The sequence below is a fragment of the Streptomyces fildesensis genome (assembly GCF_016107395.1).
Taxonomy (GTDB): Bacteria; Actinomycetota; Actinomycetes; order Streptomycetales; family Streptomycetaceae; genus Actinacidiphila; species Actinacidiphila fildesensis.
The window spans coordinates 1-23,953 of sequence record NZ_JAAIKO010000015.1 but is presented as its reverse complement, the minus strand read 5'-3'; the positions used below and the strand labels follow the sequence as shown (position 1 = coordinate 23,953).

Genomic DNA, 23,953 nt, shown 5'->3' with positions numbered 1-23,953 from the left:
ACGCGGAGCGTCGTCGACCGACGACAACGCCGGAGGCGCGGCCGCCGGGCGTCGCGAGCCCGCTCCCTATGTCTCCCCAGGTCGCAAGGAGCCGGAGCCCGGTGCCCCGCGCAGTGCGCGGGCTCGCAGCGGTGCGCCCGGCCACGCACCCGCTCAGCGAAAGGCATCAACCCCTCATGAACCTCCGTCGCAGCGCCGCCGCGCTCGCCGCCGCCACCGTGCTCGGTATGGCCGCGGTGCCCGCAGCCTCCGCCGACACCCCGCTGCCGCCGGGTCTCTACGGCACCGGGGACCCGACGTACGACGGGGTGTGGCGGCAGTCGTACGCGCTGCTGGCGCTGGACACCGCCGGGGTGCGGCCGGCCGACAGCGCTGTCACCTGGCTGACCGGTCAGCAGTGCGCGGACGGCGGCTTCCCGTCGTACCGGGCCGACCCGGCGAAGGCCTGCGACGCCAAGACGGAGGACACCAACGCGACGGGCATCGCCGTGCAGGCGCTCACCGCGCTGGGCGGCAAGGACGCCGTGGTGAAGAAGGCCACCGACTGGCTGACCTCGGTGCGCAACAAGGACGGCGGCTGGTCGTACAACCCCGGCGGCGCCTCCGACCCGGACTCCACGGCTGTCGTGATCGGCGCGCTGGCGGCCGTCAAGCAGGACGTGAAGGCGTCGCAGGACAGCCTCAAGGCCTTCCAGTTCGGCTGTGACGCCAAGGCCGCCGACCGCGGCGCCTTCGGCTACCCGATGAACGGCAAGCTCACCGTGAACGCCAAGGCCACCGCCGACGCGGTGCGCGGCGCCCGCGGTGCGGGCTTCGTCGTCACCGCGCCGACCGCGAACACGGCCGCGAAGGCCCCGGACTGTGCGTCGCCGGACGCCTTCAAGACGCTCGACGCGGCCGGTTCGGCCTCGGCCGGCGCCGCGTACCTGACCGCGCAGCTCACCGCGGGCGGCGCGCACCTGACCGCCGTCACCCCGGGCGCGGACAAGCCGACGCCGGACTACGGCACCACCGCCGACGCCGTGGTCGCGCTGGCCGCGGGCGGCAACCTCGACACCGCGAAGACGTCGTACGACTGGCTCGCGAAGAACTCCGCCGTCTGGTCGAAGGGCAACCCCGCCGCCCTCTCCCAGCTGGTCCTCGCCGCCCACGCGACGGGCAACGACCCGCGCAGCGCCGGCGGCGCGGACCTCGTCCAGCAGCTGACCAACCTCGGCCCGAAGCCGGCCGCCGCGGCGAGCGCGAGCCCGTCGCCGTCCGACAAGACCGAGAAGAAGGACGGCAAGTCCTCCTCCGCCACCTGGTGGATCGTCGGGGTCTTCTTCGTCGCCAGCATCGGCGTCGGCTTCCTCGTCAGCGGCCGCAAGAAGAAGCAGGGCTGATGCCGCGCCCCCGGCTGCGGGTCCTCGCCGTCCTGCTGGCGCTCGGCGCGCTGCTCGCCGTCTCCGCCCTGCCCGCACAGGCCGCCGCGTACCGCTACTGGTCGTTCTGGCAGCGTTCAGGCGACACCTGGACGTACGCGCAGACCGGTCCCGCGCTGGACCGGCCCGCCGACGGGTCCGTGGAGGGCTGGCGCTTCGCGGCCAGCGCCGAGGCCCAGGACTCCTCGAAGCCGCGTGACGTCCCCGGCGCCACGTCGTTCGCCGCGATCTGCACGGGCACCCCGCCCAAGGGCGGCACCAAGCGCATCGCCCTCGTGCTGGACTTCGGCACCGCCGCCGACGCGGGCGGCGGTGCGGCACCGCCCGCGCCCCGTACCGCGTGCGCCCAGGTCCCGGGCGACGCGACGGGCGCCGACGCGCTCGCCGCCGTCGCCAAACCGCTGCGCTACAACTCCGCGGGCATGGTGTGCGCCATCGCCGGCTACCCGAAGACGGGCTGCGGGGAGCCGGTGGCCGACGGCTCGGGCGGCTCCGGCACGGCATCGGCGTCGAAGACACCCGCGCCACAGGCGTCGGGCGATGGCGGCGGTGACGGCGGGGGTCCCTCGGTCGGTGTGTTCGCCGGCATCGCCGCCGTCCTCGCCCTCGGCGGGGCGGCCCTCTGGCAGGCCCGCCGCCGGCGCGGATGAACACCGGGCTACGCCGGAACACCGCCGGCCGCGGGGCCGCCGTCGCCACCCGGTCGACCGCGCTGCACGCCGGGGCGTGGTGGCTGTGGGCGCTGGGGCTGGCGACGGCGGCGTCCAGGACCACCAATCCGCTGCTGCTCCTGCTGCTGGTCGCGGTCGCGGGCTATGTGGTCGCCGCCCGCCGCACGGACGCGCCCTGGGCGAAGTCCTACGGGGCGTTCCTGAAGCTGGGCCTGGTGGTGCTGGCGATCCGGCTGGGCTTCGCGGTCCTGCTCGGCTCGCCGATCCCGGGGACCTACGTGCTCTTCCGGCTGCCCGAGGTCCCGCTGCCCGACTGGGCGCGGGGGGTCAGGCTGGGCGGGAAGGTGACCGCGGAGGGTCTGCTGTTCGCGCTGTACGACGGCATGAAGCTGGCCACCCTGCTGGTCTGCGTGGGCGCGGCGAACGCGCTCGCCAACCCGGCCCGGCTGCTCAAGTCGCTGCCGGGCGCGCTGTACGAGGCGGGTGTCGCGGTCGTCGTGGCGATGACCTTCGCTCCGAACCTCGTCACCGATGTGCAGCGGCTGCGCGCCGCCCGCCGGCTGCGGGGCCGCGACGACCGCGGGGTGCGGGCGCTGCTGCAGGTCGGACTGCCGGTTCTGGAAGGGGCGCTGGAACGGTCGGTGGCGCTGGCCGCCGCGATGGACGCGCGCGGCTACGGCCGGTCCGCCGACGTGCCGGCCGGGATACGCCGGACGACGGCCGCGCTGACGCTGGGCGGGCTGCTCGGCGTGTGCGCGGGGACGTACGCGCTGCTGTCCGCGTCCGGCGCCGGGTACGGCGTGCCCGTGCTGCTGCTCGGGCTGGTCTCGGCGCTGGCGGGGCTGCGGCTCGGCGGCCGGCGGTCGATCCGCAGCCGCTACCGGCCCGACCGGTGGGGCGCGCGGGCCTGGCTGGTCTCGGGCTCCGGGATCGCGGTGGCGGCGCTGATGATCTATGCGGCCTCGCACGATCCGCTGGCGCTGGCCCCGCCGACGATCCCGCTCACCGCACCCACGCTGCCCCTGTGGCCCGCGCTCTCGATCCTGATCGGGCTGCTGCCGGCGTTCGTCGCACCGCCCCCGGCGCTGCCCCGGCCCACCCCGGTGTCCCCCGCCCCGCAGGTCGTCCCGGCCCCGCGCGTGATCCCGACCCGGCGCGTCATCCCGAAGCCGAACTCGAAGGAGGACCGCACGTGATCCGCTTCGAGCAGGTGTCCGTCCGGTACGACAACGCCGCAGAGCCCGCCGTCGCCGGAGTGGACCTCACCGTCCCCGAGGGCGAACTGTGCCTGCTCGTCGGGCCGTCCGGAGTCGGTAAGTCGACTCTGCTGGGCGCGGTGTCCGGTCTGGTGCCGCACTTCACCGGCGGGGTCCTGTCCGGCCGGGTCACGGTGGCGGGCCGTGACACCCGGACGCACAAGCCGCGCGAACTCGCCGATGTCGTCGGCACCGTCGGCCAGGATCCGCTGTCGCACTTCGTCACCGACACCGTCGAGGACGAACTCGCCTACGGCATGGAGTCGCTGGGCCTGGCGCCCGCCACCATGCGCCGCCGCGTCGAGGAGACCCTCGACCTGCTGGGCCTGGCCGAACTGCGGGACCGGCCGATCGCCACGCTCTCCGGCGGCCAGCAGCAGCGCGTCGCCATCGGCTCGGTGCTCACCGTCCACCCCAAGGTGCTGGTGCTGGACGAGCCGACGTCCGCGCTGGACCCCGGCGCGGCCGAGGAGGTGCTGGCCGTGCTGCAGCGGCTGGTCCATGACCTGGGGACGACGGTGCTGATGGCGGAGCACCGGCTGGAGCGCGTCGTGCAGTACGCGGACCAGGTGATCCTGCTGCCCGCCCCCGGCGCCGCCCCGCTGCAGGGCGCGCCCGCCGACATCATGGCGCTCTCCCCCGTCCACCCGCCGGTGGTGGCGCTGGGCCGCCTCGCGGGCTGGTCGCCGCTGCCGCTGTCGGTACGCGACGCGCGCCGGAAGGCCGGACCGCTGCGTGAGCGGCTGGCGGACCGTACTCCCCCGGCCGCGCCCGTGCTGCCGGCCGCGGCCGCACCGGTGGCGGTGCTCGACCGGCTCTCCGTCCGCCGGGGCAGGACCGAGGCGCTGCGCCAGGTGTCGCTGACCGTCCGGCCGGGCGAGACCGTCGCGCTGATGGGCCGCAACGGAGCGGGCAAGTCGACACTGCTGTCCACGCTCGTGGGCCTGCACACCGCCGCCTCCGGCACGGTGACCGTCGGCGGCCTGGTCCCGTCCAGAACGAAGCCGGGCGAGCTGATCCGGCAGGTGGGCCTGGTACCGCAGGAGCCGCGGGACCTGCTCTACGCGGACACCGTGGCCGGCGAGTGCGCGGCCGCCGACCAGGACGCGCACGCCGCGCCCGGCACCTGCCGCGCGCTGGTCACCGCACTCCTGCCGGGCGTCCTCGACGAGACCCATCCCCGTGATCTCTCCGAGGGCCAGCGGCTGGCACTGGCGCTGTCCGTCGTCCTGGCCGCCCGGCCGCCGCTGCTGCTGCTCGACGAGCCGACCCGCGGCCTCGACTACGCCGCCAAGGGCCGGCTGATCGCGCTCCTGCGGGCACTGGCGGCCGACGGCCATGCGATCGTACTGGCCACGCACGACGTCGAACTGGCCGCCGAACTCGCCCACCGGGTGGTGATCCTGGCCGACGGCGAGGTGGTCGCGGACGGCCCGACCGCCGAGGTCGTGGTCTCCTCCCCCGCCTTCGCCCCCCAGGTCTCCAAGATCCTCGCGCCGCTCCCCTGGCTGACGGTCCCGCAGGTCGCGCTGGCCCTGGAGGAGTCGTCATGACGCCTCCCGGAACGCCTCCCGAAACGTCTCCCGGGCCGCGACCGCGCGCCGACCGCCAGGTACGTCCCATCCGGCTCGGTCCGCGCTCCGTCGTCGCGCTGGCCCTGATCTCCGCGATCGGCATCGCCCTGTTCGGCTGGCCGCTGCTCGCCGACCCCGGCACCGGGCTCGCCCACAGCAAGGACGCCCCCTGGCTGTTCGCCGCGCTGCTGCCGATGCTGATCGCCGTGGTGATCGCGACGATCGCGGACGGCGGGATGGACGCCAAGTCGATCGCCATGCTCGGCGTACTGGCCGCCGTCGGGGCCGCCCTGCGCCCGCTGGGCGCCGGCACGGCCGGCATCGAGCCGATGTTCTTCCTGATGGTGCTGTCGGGACGGGTGCTCGGCCCCGGATTCGGCTTCGTACTGGGAGCCGTGTCGATGTTCGCCTCCGCGCTGCTCACCGGCGGCGTCGGACCGTGGATGCCGTTCCAGATGCTCTCGATGGGCTGGGTCGCCATGGGCGCGGGCCTGCTGCCCCGCCCCGACACGCTGCGCGGCCGCGGCGAGCTCGCGATGCTCGCGGCGTACGGCGTCTTCTCGTCGATCTTCTACGGCACGGTCATGAATCTGCAGGGCTGGGTGACCATCGGAGGGCTCTCCTCCGGGATCTCCTACGTCGGCGGCGACCCGGTCCTCGACAACCTCAGCCGTTTCGTCGCGTACTGCCTCGCCACCTCGCTCGGCTGGGACCTCCCACGCGCCGCCGTCACCGCAATCCTCACGCTCACCCTCGGCGCGACGATCCTCAAGGCGCTACGCCGAGCCACGCGCCGCGCCGCGTTCGAGGTGCCGACCAGTTTTCAAGCGCCGGACGGCTGATGCAGCCGTCCGGCGCTTGAGGACCGGGGCCCGGGGCGGAGCCCCGGCTACAGCCGCTGGATGATCGTGCCCGTCGCCAGCGCACCGCCCGCGCACATCGTGATCAGCGCGAACTCCTTGTCCGTGCGCTCCAGCTCGTGCAACGCCGTCACGATCAGCCGCGCCCCCGTCGACCCCACCGGATGACCGAGGGCTATCGCGCCGCCGTTGACGTTGACCTTCTCCAGGTCCTGGTCGAAGACCTGCGCCCAGGACAGCACGACGGACGCGAACGCCTCGTTGATCTCGATGAGGTCGATGTCCTTGAGCGTCATCCCGGCCTTGCCGAGCACCGCGCGGGTCGCGTCGACCGGGCCGTCCAGGTGGTAGTGCGGGTCGGAGCCGACGAGTGCCTGGGCGACGATCCGGGCGCGGGGGCGGAGCTTGAGCGCCCGCGCCATGCGCTTGGAGGCCCACATGACGGCCGCGGCGCCGTCGGAGATCTGCGAGGAGTTGCCCGCGGTGTGCACGGCGGTCGGCATGACCGGCTTCAGCTTGGCCAGGCCCTCCATGGTGGTGTCCCGCATGCCCTGGTCGCGGTCGACCAGCCGCCACATGCCCTGACCGGCCTGCTGCTCCTCCTCGTTGGTGGGGACCTGCACCGCGAACGTCTCGCGCTTGTACCGCTCCTCCGCCCAGGCCCGGGCGGCCCGCTCCTGCGAGATGAGGCCGAGCCGGTCGACGTCCTCCCGGGTCAGCCCGCGCCGCCGGGCGATCCGCTCGGCGGCCTCGAACTGGTTGGGCAGATCGACGTTCCACTCGTCGGGGAACGGTTTGCCCGGCCCGTGCTTGGAACCGCTGCCGAGCGGCACCCGGGACATCGCCTCCACCCCGCAGCCAATGCCGATGTCGATCACTCCGGCGGCCACCATGTTCGCGACCATGTGGTTGGCCTGTTGCGAGGAACCGCACTGACAGTCCACGGTGGTCGCGGCGGTCTCGTACGGAAGTCCCATGGCGAGCCAGGCGTTGCGTGCGGGGTTCATCGACTGCTCGCCGGCGTGGGTGACGGTGCCGCCGACGACCTGTTCGACGGCGTCCGGCTGGATCCCGGTCCTGCCGAGCAGTTCGCGGTACGTCTCACCCAGCAGGTAGGCGGGGTGCAGATTGGCGAGCGCGCCTCCGCGCTTGCCGATGGGCGTGCGTACAGCTTCGACGATGACGGGTTCAGCGGCCATGAATCTCGTCCTCTCCTCGACCGGTCGGCGTCCCGGCGCCTCCGGCAGAACTAGAACGCGTACTAGTTCTGTCTGCAGTCTTATTACCCATGGAGCGCGGCGCGCAAGACTCGTGCACAAGCCTCCATGGGCCCGCACCCAATCCACACGGTCATTCCCCTTGCCACTTGTAGAACTGGTTACTACCTTCGAGCCATATCTGATGGACCGTCAGACATGGAGTGGCCGATGCCCTGCCCAGCGCTTCCCGAAGGCTTCGACTTCACAGACCCGGACGTGTACGAGCAGCGGGTACCGCTCCCCGAACTCGCGCAGCTGCGGCAGACCGCCCCCGTGTGGTGGAACGAACAGCCCCTCAATGCCGCCGGGTTCGAGGACGAGGGGTACTGGGTCGTCACCCGGCACGCCGACGTCAAAGAGGTCTCGCTCAACCCCGACGTCTACTCGTCGTTCCTCAACACCGCGGTCATCCGCTTCAACGAGCACATCACCCGCGAACAGATCGAGATGCAGCGGCTGATCATGCTCAACATGGATCCGCCCGAGCTGACCCGCGTCCGGCAGATCGTCCAGCGGGGCTTCACTCCGCGCGCGATCCGCCAGATGGAACAGACCCTCCGCGACCGCGCCCACCGCATCGTCGCCGAGGCGCGCGGCCGGCGGACGGGCAACTTCGTCACCGAGGTCGCGTCCGAACTCCCGCTGCAGGCCATCGCCGAGCTGATCGGCATCCCGCAGGACGACCGAACCAAGATCTTCGACTGGTCGAACAAGATGATCGCCTACGACGACCCCGAGCTGGCCATCACCGAGGAGGTGGGCGCCGAGTCGGCCATGGAGCTGATCTCGTACGCCATGAACCTCGCCGCCGCCCGCAAGGAGTGTCCGGTCAAGGACATCGTCAGCCAACTCGTCGCAGCCGAGGACGAAGGCAACCTCAGCACGGACGAGTTCGGCTTCTTCGTCCTCGTGCTGTCCGTCGCCGGGAACGAGACGACGCGCAACGCCATCACCCACGGCATGCACGCCTTCCTCACCCATCCCGAGCAGTGGGAGCTCTACAAGGAGACGCGGCCGAGCACCGCCGCCGAGGAGATCGTCCGCTGGGCGACCCCCGTCACGTCCTTCCAGCGCACCGCCACCCGGGACACCGTGCTGGGCGGCCAGGAGATCAAGAAGGGCCAGCGCGTCGGCATGTTCTACGCCTCCGCCAACCACGACCCCGAGGTCTTCGACCACCCCGAGCGCTTCGACATCACCCGCGAACCCAATCTGCACCTGGGGTTCGGCGGCGGCGGCCCGCACTACTGCATGGGCAAGAACCTGGCGATCATGGAGATCGACCTCATGTTCAACGCCATCGCCGACGCGATGCCCGACATCAAGCTGGTCGGAGACCCCCGCCGGCTGCGCTCCGCCTGGATCAACGGCGTCAAGGAGATGCAGGTCAGCTACGAGGGCTGAGCCGGCCGGCGCATACGGCAGGATGAGGTCATGAGCATCGTGAAGATCAATGCCCTGACCGTTTCGGCGGAGATGCGCGAGACGCTGGAGAAGCGGTTCGCGGCGCGTGCCGGCTCCGTCGAGAACTCCGACGGCTTCGAGTGGTTCGAGCTGCTGCGCCCGGTCGAAGGCACCGACCAGTACCTCGTGTACACGCGCTGGCGCAGCGAGGAGGACTTCAAGAACTGGATGTCCACCTCGATGCGCGGTCCGGGCGCGCACGGCGGTGGTGCGGGCACGGGCGAGGGCGGAGCCGAGCGGCCCAAACCGGCCGCTTCGGACTCCGCCCTGTGGTCGTTCGAGGTCGTCCAGCAGACGGCTCCCAAGAGCTGACCACGCGTTTCCCGGCCGCCCTCCCCGGCCTTGACGGCTGGGGAGCGTCCTTCGTTCCGCCGGCCGAGCGTCAGTCCCTCGGCCGTACCAACTGCGAGGGGTCGTCGAGCCAGGCGCTCTCGCCCTCCTGCGTGACGGTGAGCCCGAACCGTGTGTGCTCAGGGCCGCCCTGCGCCACCCACCACCGGTATGCCGCTTCCGTTTCGTCCCACAGCCGGCGCGGACCCGACTGCCAGACGCGCGCCTCTTTCTCCGCGTCCCGGAACATGACGCACGCCCAGGATCTGTCGCTCAGCCCGTAGAACCAGACGGGCCGCGCGCCGTCACGTTTGTCGGCCACGGCCTGCGAGCAGTCGGGCACGCGAAGGCCGAGGGCGAACCGGGCGGCGGTGTATCGACCGGTGACGAACTCGGCTTCAGTGATCGTCGTACTGGACGTGTCGGCGTCATTCATCGAGCCCGTGGCGAGGTAGTCGTCGTGGTCAGGGCGGGACAACCGCTGAGCTCGGAGCTTCATGAATTCCACGGGGCGCGTGAAGTTCCCCATCGCCTTGCCGTCCTTCACCACCAGACGGACCACGGCATCCGCGTTGGAGAAGTGCGTCCCCCACGGGGCGACGACGAGTCCGCCCGGACGGGTCTGCTCGATCCAGGCACCAGGAATCTCCCGGAGTCCGACGGTAGCCAGAATGCGGTCGTACGGGCCCCGCTCCGCGCATCCGGCGAACCCATCGCCCATGACCACCACCGGGTACAGACCTGCTGCGCACAGCCGTTCACGGGCACGTGCGGACACGACGCGGTCCACCTCGATCGTGGTGACGTTCTCACCGCGAAGACGGTGCGTCAGTGCACCGGCCGTCTCGCCCGTGCCGGTGCCCACGTCGAGCGCCTTCATGCCCGCGTCCAGGTCCAGGTCCAGGAGCATCTCGTAGACGACAGAGGGCATGGACGAGGAACTGGTGGATACATCGCCTGGCGCCGTGCCGGTGTGCTTCCCGTCATCCCACTGGGTCACGATGGGAATGTCGCTGTCCGCCGCGGCGTACCAGGTGCCGGGGTCCGTTCTGCGGTCCACGCAGACGCTGGTCCCCCGCTCCATGTCGAACGGCCACATCAGATCCGGCAGGAACGCGGCCCGGTCCACCGCCGCGAAGGTCGGCGCCCAGTCCGACGTCATCGATTGCGTCTCCAGGAGGACGCGCCCCAGCTCCTTGCGGCTGGGGCGCTCCACCTGCGCGGAGTTGAGCGTCACCTCTTGTGCTTCCCATCGCCGGGCGGGGTTCCCCCGTCAGGGCTGGGCGGGTCCTTCGGCGGGGTCCAGGGGGTACCCGGGTGCTTGTCCTTGTCATCGTCCCCGCCCCAGGTGGGGGCGGTGGCCCACAGACTCGTCATGCGTCGCTCCTTCGTTCGCTCTGCCGGTGCAAATGCTCCAGCCCCTTGGCCAGTTCGCTGATTCCGCTTCCGGCCTGCTGGTCCTGCGCCGCGAGTACGAAGTTATGGCTACACAGAGAGATGCAACAGACACGTAGCGTGGTGCTTCTCCGGCGGATCGACGGGAAGTGCCACACCGCGTAGTAGTTACCCGGTTACGCCCAGGTGAGCGGCCATGTCCCGCATGTCTGTGGTCAGCGTCCGCTTTCGGTGCGACAGGATGTCCTCCATGATGTACCGCGCCATGGACTGATGCTTCAACCACTCCGGCGAGCTGCGGAGGATCGCGTTGAGCTCATCCATCGCGTCCTGATGTGATCCCAGCTTCGCGTGGGCCCTCGCGACGTCGAGTCGGTGTCGGTCCCAGTTGTTCGCACTCGGCCGGCCGAACCGCTTCAGCGCCTTTGCTCCCACGGGGCCTTCGTCAGCCCGGCGGAGCACCCCTCGGGCGTCCCCGATCAGGGAGAGGTCCTCAATCGCCTTCGCCTCGGCGGTCACCGGCCCGAAGGTGGTCCAATGCTCCCGGAAGTCGACGTGCTCGACATCCAGCGCGCTCGCAGCTGTCGCGGTCATGCGCCGCGCTTCCTTGGCCACATCCGGGCGGTTGTTGCGCATCGCGGCCGAGGCGACGCGCTGGAGCAGCTCACCCCACACCGCCAACTCACCTGGTGTCGCACTGGAGATCCGCGGTTCGATCTCCTCAGCCGTGACGGTCGCCAAGCGCTCGGCTTCGTCGAACCGGTCCTGGCGCAGGAGCAGCCAGCCCATGCCTACGACGCCTGTAGCGGCAATCAGCGTCTGTCCGGCCTCCCTGGCGTCCCGGATGCCCTGGGAGAGTGCGTGATAGGCCATGTCGTACCGCCGTACCTGCGTCAGGTACTTGCCGGCGAGCAGGAAGGAGCTCGCGCGCAGGACGATGGCCCGCCGGCGGGCCTCCTCGTCCTCAGCGAGCACGACCGCGGCCTCGGCGGAACGCAGGATGGCGGGCAGTTTCTTGGCAACCGAGTCATAGCGGTCCGCCTGGTAAAGGCTGTGCGAGTCGTCGATGTCTCGCTGGATGGTCGCGGGGTTGGGGGTCTGATCAGGTGCGGTGAGCACTTCCGACAGCCCGATGGGCGGCATGAGCGCTCGGCGCAGCTCCATCAGCTTCGGGCCGTCGCCCGGGTTCGCACGAACAGGCTCCGGCGACCCGGTGGCGAAGAGGCTGGACGTAGTGGTGCCCAGCGCCCTCGCGAGCAGGTGAATGGTCTCGACCTGGACGTTGCCGCCCTGCTCGACCTTGCGCACCACACCCACCGACAGACCGGCCGCTTCGCCGAGTTGCTCCTGGCTCATGCCCGTCCGGCGGCGATGGGTGCGCACGTTCTCTCGCAGCGATGACATCGAATCACCTCCCGTTCAGCGTACGCCGCTTGACCGAAGGCGAAGAGCCCCTCCGGGGTGATCCGGAGGGGCTCCAAGGGTGAAGCCCGCGGCAAACGAGGCCCCGCGTCCCAGCTGCTCTCGCAGCTGTGCGCCCGGCTGCCCGGTCGGCCGCTTCAGATGCTGAGGAGCTGCTGCGTCAGATCGCGGTAGTGCGTCAGCGCCACGCGCAGTTCCTCCGTGTCGGCCTTGGCGTCGTCGTTCTGCCAGGTCGACCGGAGGGTCCGGCGGCGCTCCGCGAGCTTCTCGGTGAGCTGCCGGGCGACCTGCTCGAGGACGGCGTCGGCCTCCTCGACGGACTTGCGCGGCTCGTCCACGAACGTGCCCATCGCATGCTGCAACCGCTCCTCCAGCCCGTCACCGGCGCCCGCGGGCCCGCTGTGGCGGGCGCTGTGGGTCTCGGTGGTGCGGAGTCCGGCGCCCTCGCCTGCGCGGGCGGCGTCGCTCGTGCGCGTCGCGTCGCTGGTGCGCGAGGCGTCGGTCGTACGCGGGGCCTCGGTCGTACGGGTGGGTTCGGTCGTACGCGTGGGTTCGGTTACCCGCTTGGCCTCGCTCGTACGGGGGGCCTCGCTCGTGCGTGCCGCGGTGGCCTCGTCCTTGCGCGGATCGGCCATGCGCGGCGGGCGCGGCGGCTCGTCGGGGCTCTGGGCGGGGTTCCGGTCGGGTACGGCGCTCTCGCGGGTCTGGTCCTGGCCTTCGTTCATCGTCCCTGCACTCCTGACACTTCGTTGATGACTCACGACTCATGGCTCATGGCTCATGGCAGGGGCTGACGGCCCCGGTCCTGCGGTGCGGTGGATACCGGCGGTGGTCCGTCAGTTCTGCCGGCGGCCGAGCACTCCGAGGCGCGATCCGCTGCCGTGCGGCTTCACCGCGGCCGGCTCGTCGGGGCGGTCGGGGTCCGCGTCGCGGTTCGACGGCGCGCGGTTCGTGTCGGCCCGGACGAGCTCCTCGAACATCGCGCGGGCCCGGACGAGCGCCTCCCGCATCTCCTCGGTGGAGGTGCCGTCGTCGCCGCCCCGCCGCCCGGCGATCTCATGGGCGTCGCGGTAGCCCTGCAGATGACGGGCGTGGTGCACGGACAGCGCGTCGAAGTGCTCGCCGGACTTCGCGTCCGGGAAGCCGCGGTCGCGGACCAGGTCCCCGATCAGCGTGTCGGCCTCGCCGAGCGCCTTCGCGGGCGAGTCGATGAAGTGCTCCTGCACGGCGGCCCAGCGGGCCGTGTACTCCTCGCGGGCCTGCGTCGGCAGCGGACGGGTGGTGATGTCCCCGTGCCGGCTCAGCCGTTCGGAGAGCTCCTTCTCGGTGGCCTTGGTGTCGCCGTCATGGCGGCGCAGGACCCGGTCGTACTCGGGCCCGAAGCGGCGGTGCAGGCTCCTGCCGCCCATCCCTCCCGGCCGGAGCAGCACGGTCGTGAGAGCGGCGGCCAGAACGATGACGACCACGACGATGGCGATGATCACGCCAGTGGACATGGGAATGCCTCCCGTTTCTGCGGGTCTTCTACGGGTCGACGGACAGGGTGTGCTTCGTTGCCGGCTCATCGATCGGCTTGCCCGAAAGCGGGTGCCCAAACGTCGAACACCCGCCCGGCGAGGGCCGGGCGGGCGTCGGGGCCCGGGGGCCGGGAGCGTCAGGCCGTGGCGCCGCCGGTCGCCGGGCGCCCCTTCTCCAGGCGGTCGGTGTCGCCGCCGCACAGGTCGCCGCTGAGCTTCGTCAACAGCGCCGCGAGCTCCGCGTGCCGCTCCGGGTCCCAGTCGCCGAGCAGCTCGCCGAGGACGGTCCGCCGGGCCACGCCGAGTTGCGCGGCCATCGCCCGGCCGCTGTCGGTGAGGACCAGCGGATTGCCGTCCCGCACGGCCAGTCCGCGGGTCTCGACCTCCACGGCCGCCTCCTCGATGACGTCGGCGGGCACGGTGGTGCGCCGGGCCAGCTCCACCGGGTCGGTCTCGCCGCCCTTGGCCATCCGCAACAGCAGCCAGCTGGACGCCGGATGGATGTCGAGGTCGGCCAGCTTGGTGATCCGCACATACAGGTCGCGGCGCGCCTCCCGGCTGCCGAGCACCGACAGCCCGCGGGCGATCTCCTCGATCGAGGACCGTTCCACCGGGTTGGTGCCCAGGGTCTCGCTGGCGTCCGGCACCGTCACGGAACCGCGCAGCGGCTGTTCCTTGAGGAACCAGGCCAGCACGAACGCGATCAGGGTGACCGGCACCGCCCACAGGAACACGGTGGTGATCGACTCGGAGTACGCGTGCACCACCGGCCCGTGGATCGCGGCCGGCAGGGACTCCACGGCGCGCGGGTCGGAGGAGATCAGCGACGGGTCGAAGCCGGGCGGCAGCGGCGTGTTCGCGACCAGGACCTCGATCTTGCTGTTGAGCTGGTTGGCGAAGACCGTGCCGAAGATCGAGACGCCGAAGGAGGCGCCGATGGAACGGAAGAACGTCGCGCCGGAGGTGGCGGCGCCCAGGTCCTCGTAGCCGACGGAGTTCTGCACGGCCAGGATCAGCACCTGCATGACCAGGCCCAGGCCGAGGCCGAAGATCAGGAAGTACAGGCTCATCACCCAGGTGCTGGTGAACTCGTCGAGCTGGTGCAGCAGCAGGAGGCCGATGGCCGTGATCCCGGTGCCGAGGATCGGGAAGATCTTGTAGTGACCGGTGCGGCTGACGATCTGCCCGGAGCCGGTGGAGGACACCAGCAGGCCGATCACCATCGGGATCATGTGCACACCGGACAGCGTCGGTGAGAAGCCGTGGACGACCTGCAGGAACGTCGGCAGGTACGTCATCGCGCCGAACATCGCGAAGCCGATGACGAAGGAGATCACCGAGACGAGCCAGAAGGTGCGGATCCGGAACAGCCGCAGCGGCAGCACCGGTTCCACCGCACGGCGCTCGACGACGATGAACACGGCCACCAGGACCAGGCCGAGCACCGTCAGCCCGATGATCTTCGGCGAGCTCCAGGGCCAGGTCGTGCCGCCGAGCGAGGTCACCAGCACCAGGCTGGTCGCGGCGGCGGCGACCAGCGCCATGCCCAGATAGTCGATGCGGTGCGTGGTGCGGCGTACCGGGATGTGCAGCACGGCCGCGATGACGGCCAGCGCGACGACGCCGATCGGCAGGTTGATGTAGAACACCCAGCGCCAGGAGAGCTGCTCGGTGAACACCCCGCCCAGCAGCGGCCCGAGGACGCTGCTCGCGCCGAACACCGCACCGAACACGCCCTGGTAGCGGCCCCGCTCGCGGGGCGGCACGATGTCGCCGACGATCGCCATCGACAGCACCATCAGACCGCCGCCGCCCAGGCCCTGGAGGGCGCGGAAGGCGATCAGCTGCGGCATGTTCTGCGAGATACCGCACAGCGCGGAGCCGATCAGGAAGATCACGATGACGGTCTGGAAGAGTTTCTTCCGGCCGTACATGTCGCCGAGCTTGCCCCATAGCGGGGTGGCGGCCGTCGAGGCGAGCAGATACGCGGTGACGACCCAGGACAGGTGCTCGATCCCGCCCAGGTCGCTGACGATGGTCGGCAGGGCGGTGGACACGATCGTCTGGTCCAGCGCGGCCAGCAGCATGCCGAGGGCGAGGGCGCTGATCGCGATGCGCACCGATCGCCGGTCCTGGATCTCGCCGGGGGCGGTCGGCGGTCCGGTCGGGGCCGTGGTCTCCTGCGCCATGCCGTGCTCCTCGCGTCGCGCCGCTTGATCGCGAATCAATATTCACACTATTCGCTCCGGTTTCGCGCTCTATGGACCCCCGGTCGTGCTGGACAGACCTGGGCACGGCATGCCCGCGGCGGCATAATCACTGCGTCTTGAGGTATCCGAGGACCGTTTGTGGGAGGGGAGCCCAGTGGCGCCGGAGGGGGAAGAGGGACCGGAGCCGGGTGTGGCCACGGCCGCGGCCCGGTCGGCCGAACGGCAGATCGCGCTCGCGGCGACGGAAGGCTTCCACCCGCTGCGCGTTCGGCCATACGTGGCGGAGCCGGGCACCGGGCCCGCCGAGTCGACGGTCAAGCCGCTGATCGGGACGGCCGCGTACCGCCCGGCCGCCACCGACGTGGGGATGTTCCCGGCCACCTACGACGGCTTCGAATACCCGGCGGACGATGCTCTCGCATACCCGGCCGAGGACGGTCGCGGACATCCGGCAGACCTGTCCGCTGCGGGCCCCCATGAGTCAGGGCTGCTGCTGGACCGCACCGGCCACTCCGACTGGAGCGACGCCGAGGGCCCGGGTCAGCACCGTGGCGGCCGGCGCCGCCGCCCCCGCCGCCGCAGACGGGGCCTGGTCGTCGCGGCTGCCACCGTGGCCGCCACGGCGATGGCCGCCGGCGCGGTCGCCGTCGCCAACCAGCTGCTGAGCACGCCCGACCGGCCGGAGCGGGCCCTGCCCGACAACAGCAGCAGCGTCCCCGACGTCGTCCTGCCCACCAGCGACGCGATGGCCGCCGTGGCACCGACCGCCGCCCACGGGAAGGCGCCCACGGCCTCGCCGACGGCGACCCACCGTGCCCCGTCCACCCCGGTGACGACTCCACCGGCCACCGTCGCCCCGGTGTCGGCGACCCCGTCCGCGCCCCCTTCCCCGGTGGGCGACCCGGTGGTGCCCGGCCCCGACGCGACCCCGAGCAGCACTCCCGCTCCCACGAACCACCCGACGCTCGCGACGCCGGCGCTGCACATGGGTGACACCGGCACCCAGGTCAGGGACCTCCAGCAGCGGCTGCGCCGCGCCTACGTCTACATGGGCAGCGCGGACGGCGTCTTCGACACGGGGGTCAGGGACGCCGTCGCGACGTTCCAGTTCTGGATGGGGATCACCAGCGATCCCGAGGGTGTCTACGGCCCGGCGACCCGGACCGCGCTGGAGGGGCAGACCTCCTGGTAGCCGCGTCTGCGAGGATCGTGGCGTGGCGATGGAGGAATTCGGGCCCGGTCAGTTCCAACTCGTCCTGCTGCGGCGGATGGCGGACCACCGGCCCGAGCTGGTCGAGGAGGCGCTCCGTACGCTCGGCGCGTCCCGCGCGGAGCTGCGGGAGGCGAACCGCCGCTGGCAGGCGCGGCTGCACGGGCGGCACTCCCCGGGCGGTGAACGCCGCTACCGTGCCGTGCTCGGGCCGCCCGAGAGCACGATCGTCCGCCGGATCGGGGATCTGAGCTGCGAGGCCCTGCTGTGGCCCGTACCGCTCTGGCCCGAGCTGCGCTTCGAGGTGCTGTGCGCGCCCGGCGGCGGCGCGGTGTGGAACGAGTGGCTCATCCGCGCCCCGGGCGCCCCGGCCCCGGTCCTGGAGAGTCCCGACGACCTCGTCCCGTGGTCCTGCACCGTCGACGAGGTCGCCCGTGCCTTGCGGCCCGCGACACCCTTGGAAGGCAGCGCCCCCACCCGCTGGCGGCTCGCCTTCGGCGATCCCTCGGCCGGCACCCGCCGCATCGCCCACTTCACCTGGGGCCTGCTCCAGTACGTCGAGGAGGCGTAGGCCATCGTTCCGGGCCTCCAGCGGCAAGGAACGGGGGCCGCTGGCCAACCGGGGCCTTGTTTTGTATCGTAGAGAAACAAAGTGGCTCCGCCCGTTTCCCCTGACCGGCGGGCGGGGCCACTGAGTACTTCTAAGGAGTCCGTATGCCGTCCACGCCGTCCGTCCTGACCGCCCGAGCGCTGCTCCTCGACATGGACGGCACCCTGGTGAACTCCGACGCCGTGGTCGAGCGCTGCTGGCGCCGCTGGGCCGAGGCGCAGGGACTCGACGCGCAGGCGGTGCTGCAGGTCGTGCACGGACGGCAGGGCCACGCCACCATGGCGGTGCTGCTGCCGGACCGCCCGATGGCGGAGAACCTCGCCGACAACCGGCGGATGCTCGCCGAGGAGACCGCCGACCTCGACGGTGTCGTGCCCGTCCCGGGCGCGCCCGCCTTCCTGGCGTCGCTCGCCGGCCGGCCGCACGCCCTGGTGACGTCCGCCGACGAGGCACTGGCCCGCGCGAGGATGGGCGCCGCCGCGCTGCCGATGCCGGAGGTCATGGTGACCGCGGAGCGGGTGAGCGCGAGCAAGCCGGACCCGGAGGGCTTCCTGAAGGGCGCCGCGGAGCTGGGCTTCGCCCCCGAGGACTGCATCGTGTTCGAGGACGCCGAGGTCGGCATCGCCGCGGCGAAGGCCGCCGGGATGCGTGTCATCGGCGTGGGCCCGCGCGCCGCCGTCCACGCGCCCACCGCGCACGTCGACTCGCTGGAGCAGGTGCGGGTGGAGGCCACCGCGGACGGCGGCCTCCTGGTCCACATCGGCTGAGCGCCGCCCACCCGTCCCGCTAGCCCGCGATCGCCTCGTAGAGGCTGAACACGGCGAGCAGCACCATCACGGCGGCGGCGACCTTCGTGATCAGCGCCAGCGGCACCCGCTTCATCAGCAGCCGCCCACCGAAGATCCCCAGCCCGGCGACCGCCCACAGCGCGAGAACGGCGCCGAGGCCGACGGCCACCGGATCGTCGTAGCGGGCGGCGAGGTTGGCGGTCATGATCTGCGTCAGATCGCCGAACTCGGCGACCAGGATGAGCATGAAGCCGGTGCCCGCGACCTTCCAGAAGCTCTGGTCGGCGGGTTCGCGGACGCCCTCCTCGTCATCGTCCTTCTTGAACAGCAGCATGGCCGCGCCCGCAAGGAAGAGCAGGCCGACGACGCCCTGCACCCAGCGGTGCGGGAGCAGGGTCAGTACGCTGCCCGCCGCGATGGCCAGGCCGACATGGACGACGAAGGCGGCGGCGACACCGCAGAAGACGTACGAGGCGCGGTAGCGGGTGCCGAGCATGAGGCCGGCGAGCGCGGTCTTGTCGGGCAGTTCTGCCAGGAAGACGACGCCGAAGACGATGGCGGCGACGGTGAAGCTGAACACGGGGCGGGATCCTCATCGGTCGGGCTGCCGCACCGAGAGCGCCGGGAAAAGGGGTCGCTTCGGCTCGACAGCGTCCATGGAAAACGCTGCGGCCGAAGGTCTCGCTGGCCCGGTGGGAAACCCACCGTGCCTCCGGGCGCCGGCTCAGGATCTGAGCAGTATGTCGACGGTCCGGCGAAGAGCTACTCCCCTTCTGCGCCACCTATTCTACGCGACGGGTCAGCCGGCCCCTGGCCACCAGCTCCAGGACCGACGAGACCGCGACCGCCTGCACCACCAGCAGCGCGACCAGCACGAAGAGCTGAACGGCCCCCGCCATCACGGGTGATGCCCCGCCGAGCAGCATGCCGACGAAGGCCCCCGGCAGCGTGACCAGTCCCACAGTCCGCGTCTGGTCGAGCCCCGGCACCAGCGCGCCGGACGCGGCGGGCCTGGCGATCTCCAGCCGGGCGTCCCGGTCCTCGAAGCCCAGCGCCATGGCGGCCTCGACCTCGCCGTTCCGGCTGTGCAGTTCCTCCAGCGCGCGGCGCCCGCCGAGGACCGTCGCGGTGAGCGCGCCCCCGATGAGAATGCCCGCGACGGGGATCAGCGCGATGCCGTCGAGTGGCACGAGGCCGGTCAGCACCAGGAGCGCGACGACCGGCAGCGCGCTCACCCCGATGGGCACGGCCGCCCACCGCCAGCTGCGGTCGTCGGTGATGCGGCGGCCCGCCGTCCACACCGCGACCGCGTACATGACGCCGACGAAGGCGAGCAGCGCCGGCAGATAGCGGACGACCCAGCCGATGAGCAGCGAGACGACCGCGAGCTGCAGCGCGGCGCGCAGCCCCGCGACGGCGATCCCGCGTGCGTAGTTCTCCCGCTCGTCCGCGAGATGGGCGTACGCGGCGACCCCGGTGGCCACCACGAGCAGGACGGCCAGCACGACGCCGAGGGTGCGGTCGACGGGCAGCAGTGAGGTGGCGGCGGCGGACGTCAGGGCCGGGAGAGTGGCGCCGGCCGCGGTACCGGCGGAGGACGTGGTGGCGGCGGACACGACGGCGAGCACGGGGTCACTGTAGGCGGGTACGACGGGAACCCAACGGAACTGACGGTGCGCCACCCCTCGACATGACGTGCCCATGTCGCCAACCTGTAACCTGCCGCACCTCGGCAGGCAATCCGGACCCGGCACGCTTACCCGGGCCCGTCACCCTGGCCGGGCCGGGGAGTGTCGTCAAAGTTGCGTCGTCCGCCCGCTAGGGCGGGGCCGGCGGGGTCTGGTGCGTGCGATCGCAAGGCGGAGGAGGGAGTCCGTGCGGAGCATCGGCGACCGAGGACAACGCCGCGAGCGTGCGTGCCAGGCCCCGCCGGCCAGACGGGACTGCGACGACACGACCTAGGACACGCCCGCAACCACCCTCACCCCCACAGGGAGTTCGCATGTCCCGGATACGCAATGTCTACGCGCGTCGACGCGTGAGCGTGCTCACCGCGTTCGCCGCCATCGCCGCGGCACTCGGTCTGCTCGTCGCCCCCACCACCGCCCAGGCCGCACCCCCCACGCCGCCGAGCGCCGCGACCGCCCGCACCGAACTGGCCGCACTCACCGTGCAGGCCGAGGGATCGTCCACCGGCTACAGCCGCGACAAGTTCCCGCACTGGATCACCCAGAGCGGCGCCTGCAACACCCGGGAGGTCGTCCTCAAGCGCGACGGGACGGGCGTCGTCCAGGACTCCTCCTGTGCCGCCGTCAGCGGCACCTGGCACTCCCCCTACGACGGCGCCACCTGGACCGCCGCCTCCGACGTCGACATCGACCACATGGTCCCGCTCGCCCAGGCCTGGCGCTCCGGCGCCGCCGGCTGGACCACCGCCCAGCGGCAGGCGTTCGCCAACGACCTGACCCACTCCCAGCTGCTCGCCGTCACCGACAACGTCAACCAGGCCAAGGGCGACAAGGACCCGGCCCAGTGGCTGCCGCCGCTGGCCTCGTACCACTGCACCTACGCCCGTATGTGGGTCTGGGTGAAGTACTCGTACTCCCTGACCGTCGACTCGGCGGAGAAGAGCGCCCTGACCTCCATCCTCAACGGCTGCTGACGGCCTGACGCACAACTCCCGCCTCCCCTCCGTCGTCCGTAGTCTTGGGCGACGGAGGGGAGGCCGGTCACCTTGGCTGAGCTGCGTTTGGGTCCACTGCTGCGGTACGTGGGCGAGGACAGCGCGACCGTCTGGATCGAGGCGGACCGCCCGTGCGAGGCGGTCGTCGCCTGCGAAGGGGACGGCGGCGGGACCGCCAGGACCTGGCAGGTCGCCGGGCACCACTACGCGCTGGTGACCGTCACCGGGCTGCGTCCCGGCGCCGGGACGCCGTACGCCGTGCACCTCGACGGCCGACAGGTGTGGCCGCTGCCCGGCTCCCCGTTCCCGCCCAGCACCATCCATACCGCCGCGGGCGGCAGCGCCCCGCTGCGGGTGGCCTTCGGCTCCTGCCGCTGGGCGGCGCCCGCGCACCACACCCGCGACCCGGTCGGCCCCGACGCCCTCGACTCCCTCGCCCAGGAGATCGTGCGGGACGGCGCCGCCCGCCCGGACGTGCTGCTCCTGCTGGGTGACCAGGTCTACGCGGACGAGACCTCGGCGGCCACCCGCCGCTGGCTCGCCCGCCGCCGCGACCTCTCCGATCCGCCCTGGGACCAGGTCGCGGACTACGAGGAGTACACCCACCTCTACTACGAATCCTGGCTCGACCCCGAGGTGCGCTGGCTGCTGTCCACCGTCCCCAGCTGCATGATCTTCGACGACCACGATGTGATCGACGACTGGAACACCTCGGAGGCGTGGCTCGGACAGATCCGCGGCACACCCTGGTGGCAGGAGCGCATCCTCGGCGGCCTGATGTCGTACTGGGTCCATCAGCACCTGGGCAACCTCTCCCCCGCCGAGCTGGCCGCCGACGAGCTGTTCGCCACGGTGCGCGCCGCCGCCGACGGCACCGAGGCCGTCCGGGCCTTCGCCGCCCGCGCCGACGCCGACGCCGCTTCGGTGCGCTGGAGTTACCGGCGCGACTTCGGACGCGTCCGGCTGCTGATGGTGGACTCCCGGGCCGCCCGCGTCCTGGAGGAGGACCGGCGCTCGATGCTCGACGACGGCGAGTGGCGGTGGGTGCGCGAACAGGCGCTGTCCGACGGCTCGTTCGACCATCTCCTGGTCGGCAGCTCGCTGCCCTGGCTGCTGCCGCACGCCGTGCACGCCGCCGAGGAGTGGGACGCGGCGCTCTGCCGGGGGGTGCGCGGCCCGCGGTGGGCGGAGCGCGGCGAGAAGCTGCGGCAGGCGGCCGACCTGGAGCACTGGGCGGCGTTCCGCACCTCCTTCGACGCGCTCGCCGGCCTCTTCGCCGAGGTGGGCAGCGGGCCGCGGGCGCCCGCGACCATCTGCGTCCTGTCCGGCGATGTGCACCACGCGTACATCGCCGAGGCGCACTGGCCGCGCCCGGTGGGCAGCCGCGTCCTCCAGCTCACCTGCTCGCCGATCCACAACAGCGTCCCCGCGGCGATACGGCTGGGCTTCCGCGTCGGCTGGAGCCGGCCGGGCCGCTGGATCGGCCGCGCCCTCGCCCGGCACGGCCGGCTCCCCGCGTCCGTCATCCGCTGGACGCGCCTGGGCGGCCCCTGGTTCGGCAACCAGCTGATGACCCTGACCCTGCGCGGCCGCCTGCTCGACCTCCGGGTGGCCGGTCCGAAGGGCTCGTTCGAGCCGTCGACACACCGGCGGACATGAGCGGTGCGATCCGTCGTCCGCCGGCGCGCGGCCGGGCGGCGGCGCACACCGCCATCAGCTGGTTCTCCGCCCGCCCCGCAAGCGGTGTCCGGGATATTCCCCACACCGTGTCTACAACATCACGTACCCCTCGCCGGTGCCGGCCACCCCCTCTGGCGTACGCTGTACGGCTGGGAGCGGATGTAGATCCGCCCATACGCCAACAGGCAATATGTCGGACGGGGAGGCACGGTGCTCGAGGGTCTGGGCTCCTTGTTCGACTGGCCATGGATCTACGTACTCGTCGCGCTGTCCGTGCTGCTCGATGTGTTCGTGCCGATCCTGCCCAGCGGGGTGCTGGTGATAAGCGCGGCGACCGCGGGCACCACCGGTGCGGGCGGCGACATGCTCGACGTGGTCGCGCTCCTGGTGTGCGCCGCGATCGCCTCCTGCCTCGGCGACATCGCCGCCTACCGGCTGGCCTGGCGCGGCGGTGACTGGTTCGACCGCCGCATGGCACAGTCCCGCAGGCTCTCCACCGCCCAGGAACGACTGGGAGAGGTGCTGACCAGGGGCGGTGGCTCGCTCGTCGTGCTCGCCCGCTTCGCACCGGCCGGCCGCTCCGTGGTCAGCCTCGGCGCGGGCGTGGCGCACCGCCGGCCCAAGGAGTTCCTGCCCTGGTCGGCCGTGGCCGGTGTGGCCTGGGCGACGTACAGCGTGGGTCTGGGCTACCTCGGCGGTGAGTGGCTGGGCGCGAGCTGGCTCGGCACCTTCATGTCGCTGGTCGCCCTGGTGGGCACCGGCGCGCTGGCCGCGTATGTCTTCCGCCGCGGACGCCGGACCGCGATGGCCGCGGCCCTGACCACCGTGCCGCTGGCGATCCCCCCGCAGCCCGCTGCCGCCACCGACCGCGGCGCGGTCGTCGAAGCGCTGTAGGCCGGCCCCACGCCCCCCGCACCACCCCTGCCCGGCACATCGCGCAGCCCCTGACTTCCGGGGCCCGCCCTGCGCGAGCGCGCGCCGCCCCCGCCGGCCGCCTGGTGATGCTCGACCACCCCGCGGCCGTCGCCGAGGCGATCACGTCCGCGGACACGTACGCGAACAAGTAAGGGAACGGAAAAATATCCGAGGTGCGGGGCCGGCCGGGGTCGGTCCGGCAGCACGGACGCCAGGCATCAGTTCGATGCTCGGCGGGAAATTACGCGGCGGACCTGCTAGGCCGCCGAATCCGTCAAAGAAGTGCGGAAATGACGCCCTTCCGGACCCATTCCGATCATCTCCGTGCTCACCCAGACAGAATCGGAACACCGCCCCGGCAAGGGCCAGTTGGCCGCCGCAAAGGCCGCCCGCACCATAACTTGTCATATGCGGACACTGTCCCCATCGGTCATATGTTCCCATTCCCCGACTCTGGCGTTTTTACGATTCATTCTCACTCGATTCAGCGATACCCAGCGCGAAGGGTGACGAAAAAGAATGAGGCCGCATACCCCACCCCCTAATGCGAAGGACATACGCATGTCGGTTGATGCGGGCCAGGCCGCCGCTCTCAGCACCCCGGGCGCCCCGGACAACAACTCGGCGCACACCAGCCTTGATACGGCTGCTGCCCGGAATCTGGCGACCACCACCAAGTCCGCACCTC

22 protein-coding genes are annotated in these 23,953 nt (G+C 71.8%); 13 read left to right on the top strand and 9 right to left on the bottom strand.

The features are described from left to right. Positions 1 to 176 precede the first annotated feature (176 nt). The 5 genes from C6N31_RS20945 to C6N31_RS20925 are packed head-to-tail and all read left to right on the top strand — an operon-like array spanning position 177 to position 5,764. Positions 177 to 1,382, top strand: coding sequence for an SCO2321 family membrane protein (locus C6N31_RS20945; RefSeq protein ID WP_138357687.1), 1,206 nt, complete (start codon positions 177 to 179; stop codon positions 1,380 to 1,382). Further along, complete coding sequence (locus tag C6N31_RS20940) at positions 1,382 to 2,071, top strand: SCO2322 family protein (RefSeq protein ID WP_138357688.1); 690 nt, start codon at positions 1,382 to 1,384, stop codon at positions 2,069 to 2,071. The genes C6N31_RS20945 and C6N31_RS20940 overlap by 1 nt, the downstream gene beginning before the upstream one ends. Next, entirely contained in the window at positions 2,068 to 3,288 is a 1,221-nt protein-coding gene (locus C6N31_RS20935) for a CbiQ family ECF transporter T component (protein ID WP_138357689.1), read from the top strand. The genes C6N31_RS20940 and C6N31_RS20935 overlap by 4 nt, the downstream gene beginning before the upstream one ends. Continuing rightward, positions 3,285 to 4,901 (top strand): ABC transporter ATP-binding protein, encoded by a 1,617-nt coding sequence (locus tag C6N31_RS20930; RefSeq protein ID WP_138357690.1) that lies wholly within the window; start codon positions 3,285 to 3,287, stop codon positions 4,899 to 4,901. The genes C6N31_RS20935 and C6N31_RS20930 overlap by 4 nt, the downstream gene beginning before the upstream one ends. Then, the gene (locus tag C6N31_RS20925; protein ID WP_138357691.1) at positions 4,898 to 5,764 is read left to right on the top strand and encodes an ECF transporter S component; all 867 of its coding nucleotides are present in this window, start codon (positions 4,898 to 4,900) and stop codon (positions 5,762 to 5,764) included. Before C6N31_RS20930 ends, C6N31_RS20925 begins: the two co-directional genes overlap by 4 nt. A gap of 47 nt (positions 5,765 to 5,811) precedes the next feature. On the opposite strand, the gene C6N31_RS20920 is transcribed toward C6N31_RS20925, so the two are convergent. Next, entirely contained in the window at positions 5,812 to 6,981 is a 1,170-nt protein-coding gene (locus C6N31_RS20920; protein WP_138357692.1) for a steroid 3-ketoacyl-CoA thiolase, read from the bottom strand. A 228-nt stretch (positions 6,982 to 7,209) separates the two neighbouring features. Here C6N31_RS20920 and C6N31_RS20915 point away from each other — a divergent pair, with 228 nt between their 5' ends. Both C6N31_RS20915 and C6N31_RS20910 read left to right on the top strand, forming a co-directional pair. Beyond that, positions 7,210 to 8,445: a cytochrome P450 gene (locus tag C6N31_RS20915; protein ID WP_138357693.1), complete on the top strand. Its 1,236-nt coding sequence runs from the start codon at positions 7,210 to 7,212 to the stop codon at positions 8,443 to 8,445. A 30-nt stretch (positions 8,446 to 8,475) separates the two neighbouring features. After that, positions 8,476 to 8,817, top strand: coding sequence for an antibiotic biosynthesis monooxygenase family protein (locus C6N31_RS20910; protein ID WP_138357694.1), 342 nt, complete (start codon positions 8,476 to 8,478; stop codon positions 8,815 to 8,817). Between the two features lie 70 nt (positions 8,818 to 8,887). Here the strand turns inward: C6N31_RS20910 and C6N31_RS20905 are convergent, their stop codons facing one another. The 6 genes from C6N31_RS20905 to C6N31_RS20880 form a co-directional block, all read right to left on the bottom strand. Then, positions 8,888 to 10,072 (bottom strand): methyltransferase domain-containing protein, encoded by a 1,185-nt coding sequence (locus C6N31_RS20905; protein ID WP_244809158.1) that lies wholly within the window; start codon positions 10,070 to 10,072, stop codon positions 8,888 to 8,890. Next, positions 10,069 to 10,212 (bottom strand): hypothetical protein, encoded by a 144-nt coding sequence (locus C6N31_RS20900; RefSeq protein WP_187144861.1) that lies wholly within the window; start codon positions 10,210 to 10,212, stop codon positions 10,069 to 10,071. Before C6N31_RS20900 ends, C6N31_RS20905 begins: the two co-directional genes overlap by 4 nt. Before the next feature lie 186 nt (positions 10,213 to 10,398). Beyond that, entirely contained in the window at positions 10,399 to 11,634 is a 1,236-nt protein-coding gene (locus tag C6N31_RS20895; RefSeq protein WP_138357695.1) for a helix-turn-helix domain-containing protein, read from the bottom strand. Between the two features lie 155 nt (positions 11,635 to 11,789). Next, positions 11,790 to 12,377: a hypothetical protein gene (locus tag C6N31_RS20890; protein WP_198357963.1), complete on the bottom strand. Its 588-nt coding sequence runs from the start codon at positions 12,375 to 12,377 to the stop codon at positions 11,790 to 11,792. A gap of 111 nt (positions 12,378 to 12,488) precedes the next feature. Beyond that, complete coding sequence (locus tag C6N31_RS20885; protein WP_138357697.1) at positions 12,489 to 13,148, bottom strand: hypothetical protein; 660 nt, start codon at positions 13,146 to 13,148, stop codon at positions 12,489 to 12,491. Between the two features lie 158 nt (positions 13,149 to 13,306). After that, positions 13,307 to 15,358 carry an MFS transporter gene (locus tag C6N31_RS20880; RefSeq protein ID WP_138357698.1) on the bottom strand — a complete coding sequence of 684 codons (2,052 nt, stop codon included), beginning with the start codon at positions 15,356 to 15,358 and terminating at the stop codon, positions 13,307 to 13,309. 211 nt (positions 15,359 to 15,569) lie between these two features. Here C6N31_RS20880 and C6N31_RS45610 point away from each other — a divergent pair, with 211 nt between their 5' ends. From C6N31_RS45610 to C6N31_RS20865, 3 genes are all read left to right on the top strand, one after another. Further along, positions 15,570 to 16,571 carry a peptidoglycan-binding domain-containing protein gene (locus C6N31_RS45610; RefSeq protein ID WP_198357962.1) on the top strand — a complete coding sequence of 334 codons (1,002 nt, stop codon included), beginning with the start codon at positions 15,570 to 15,572 and terminating at the stop codon, positions 16,569 to 16,571. Between the two features lie 28 nt (positions 16,572 to 16,599). Next, the gene (locus C6N31_RS20870) at positions 16,600 to 17,160 is read left to right on the top strand and encodes a hypothetical protein (protein ID WP_198357992.1); all 561 of its coding nucleotides are present in this window, start codon (positions 16,600 to 16,602) and stop codon (positions 17,158 to 17,160) included. 143 nt (positions 17,161 to 17,303) lie between these two features. After that, positions 17,304 to 17,966, top strand: coding sequence for an HAD-IA family hydrolase (locus C6N31_RS20865; RefSeq protein ID WP_138357700.1), 663 nt, complete (start codon positions 17,304 to 17,306; stop codon positions 17,964 to 17,966). Positions 17,967 to 17,985: 19 nt separating this feature from the next. Here C6N31_RS20865 and C6N31_RS20860 read toward each other — a convergent pair whose 3' ends face one another. Together C6N31_RS20860 and C6N31_RS20855 are read right to left on the bottom strand one after the other, a co-directional pair. Beyond that, a complete protein-coding gene (locus C6N31_RS20860) occupies positions 17,986 to 18,567 on the bottom strand; it encodes a TMEM165/GDT1 family protein (RefSeq protein WP_138357701.1) in 582 nt (193 codons plus the stop codon). 202 nt (positions 18,568 to 18,769) lie between these two features. After that, positions 18,770 to 19,522: an ABC transporter permease gene (locus tag C6N31_RS20855; protein WP_232485469.1), complete on the bottom strand. Its 753-nt coding sequence runs from the start codon at positions 19,520 to 19,522 to the stop codon at positions 18,770 to 18,772. A gap of 476 nt (positions 19,523 to 19,998) precedes the next feature. Between C6N31_RS20855 and C6N31_RS20850 the strand changes: the two genes are divergently transcribed. The 3 genes from C6N31_RS20850 to C6N31_RS20840 all read left to right on the top strand — a co-directional run bounded on the left by C6N31_RS20850 (position 19,999) and on the right by C6N31_RS20840 (position 23,244). Continuing rightward, positions 19,999 to 20,649 (top strand): HNH endonuclease family protein, encoded by a 651-nt coding sequence (locus tag C6N31_RS20850; RefSeq protein ID WP_138357708.1) that lies wholly within the window; start codon positions 19,999 to 20,001, stop codon positions 20,647 to 20,649. Between the two features lie 72 nt (positions 20,650 to 20,721). Next, a complete protein-coding gene (locus tag C6N31_RS20845; RefSeq protein ID WP_138357703.1) occupies positions 20,722 to 22,329 on the top strand; it encodes an alkaline phosphatase D family protein in 1,608 nt (535 codons plus the stop codon). A gap of 231 nt (positions 22,330 to 22,560) precedes the next feature. Beyond that, complete coding sequence (locus C6N31_RS20840) at positions 22,561 to 23,244, top strand: DedA family protein (protein WP_164296685.1); 684 nt, start codon at positions 22,561 to 22,563, stop codon at positions 23,242 to 23,244. Positions 23,245 to 23,953 lie beyond the last annotated feature (709 nt).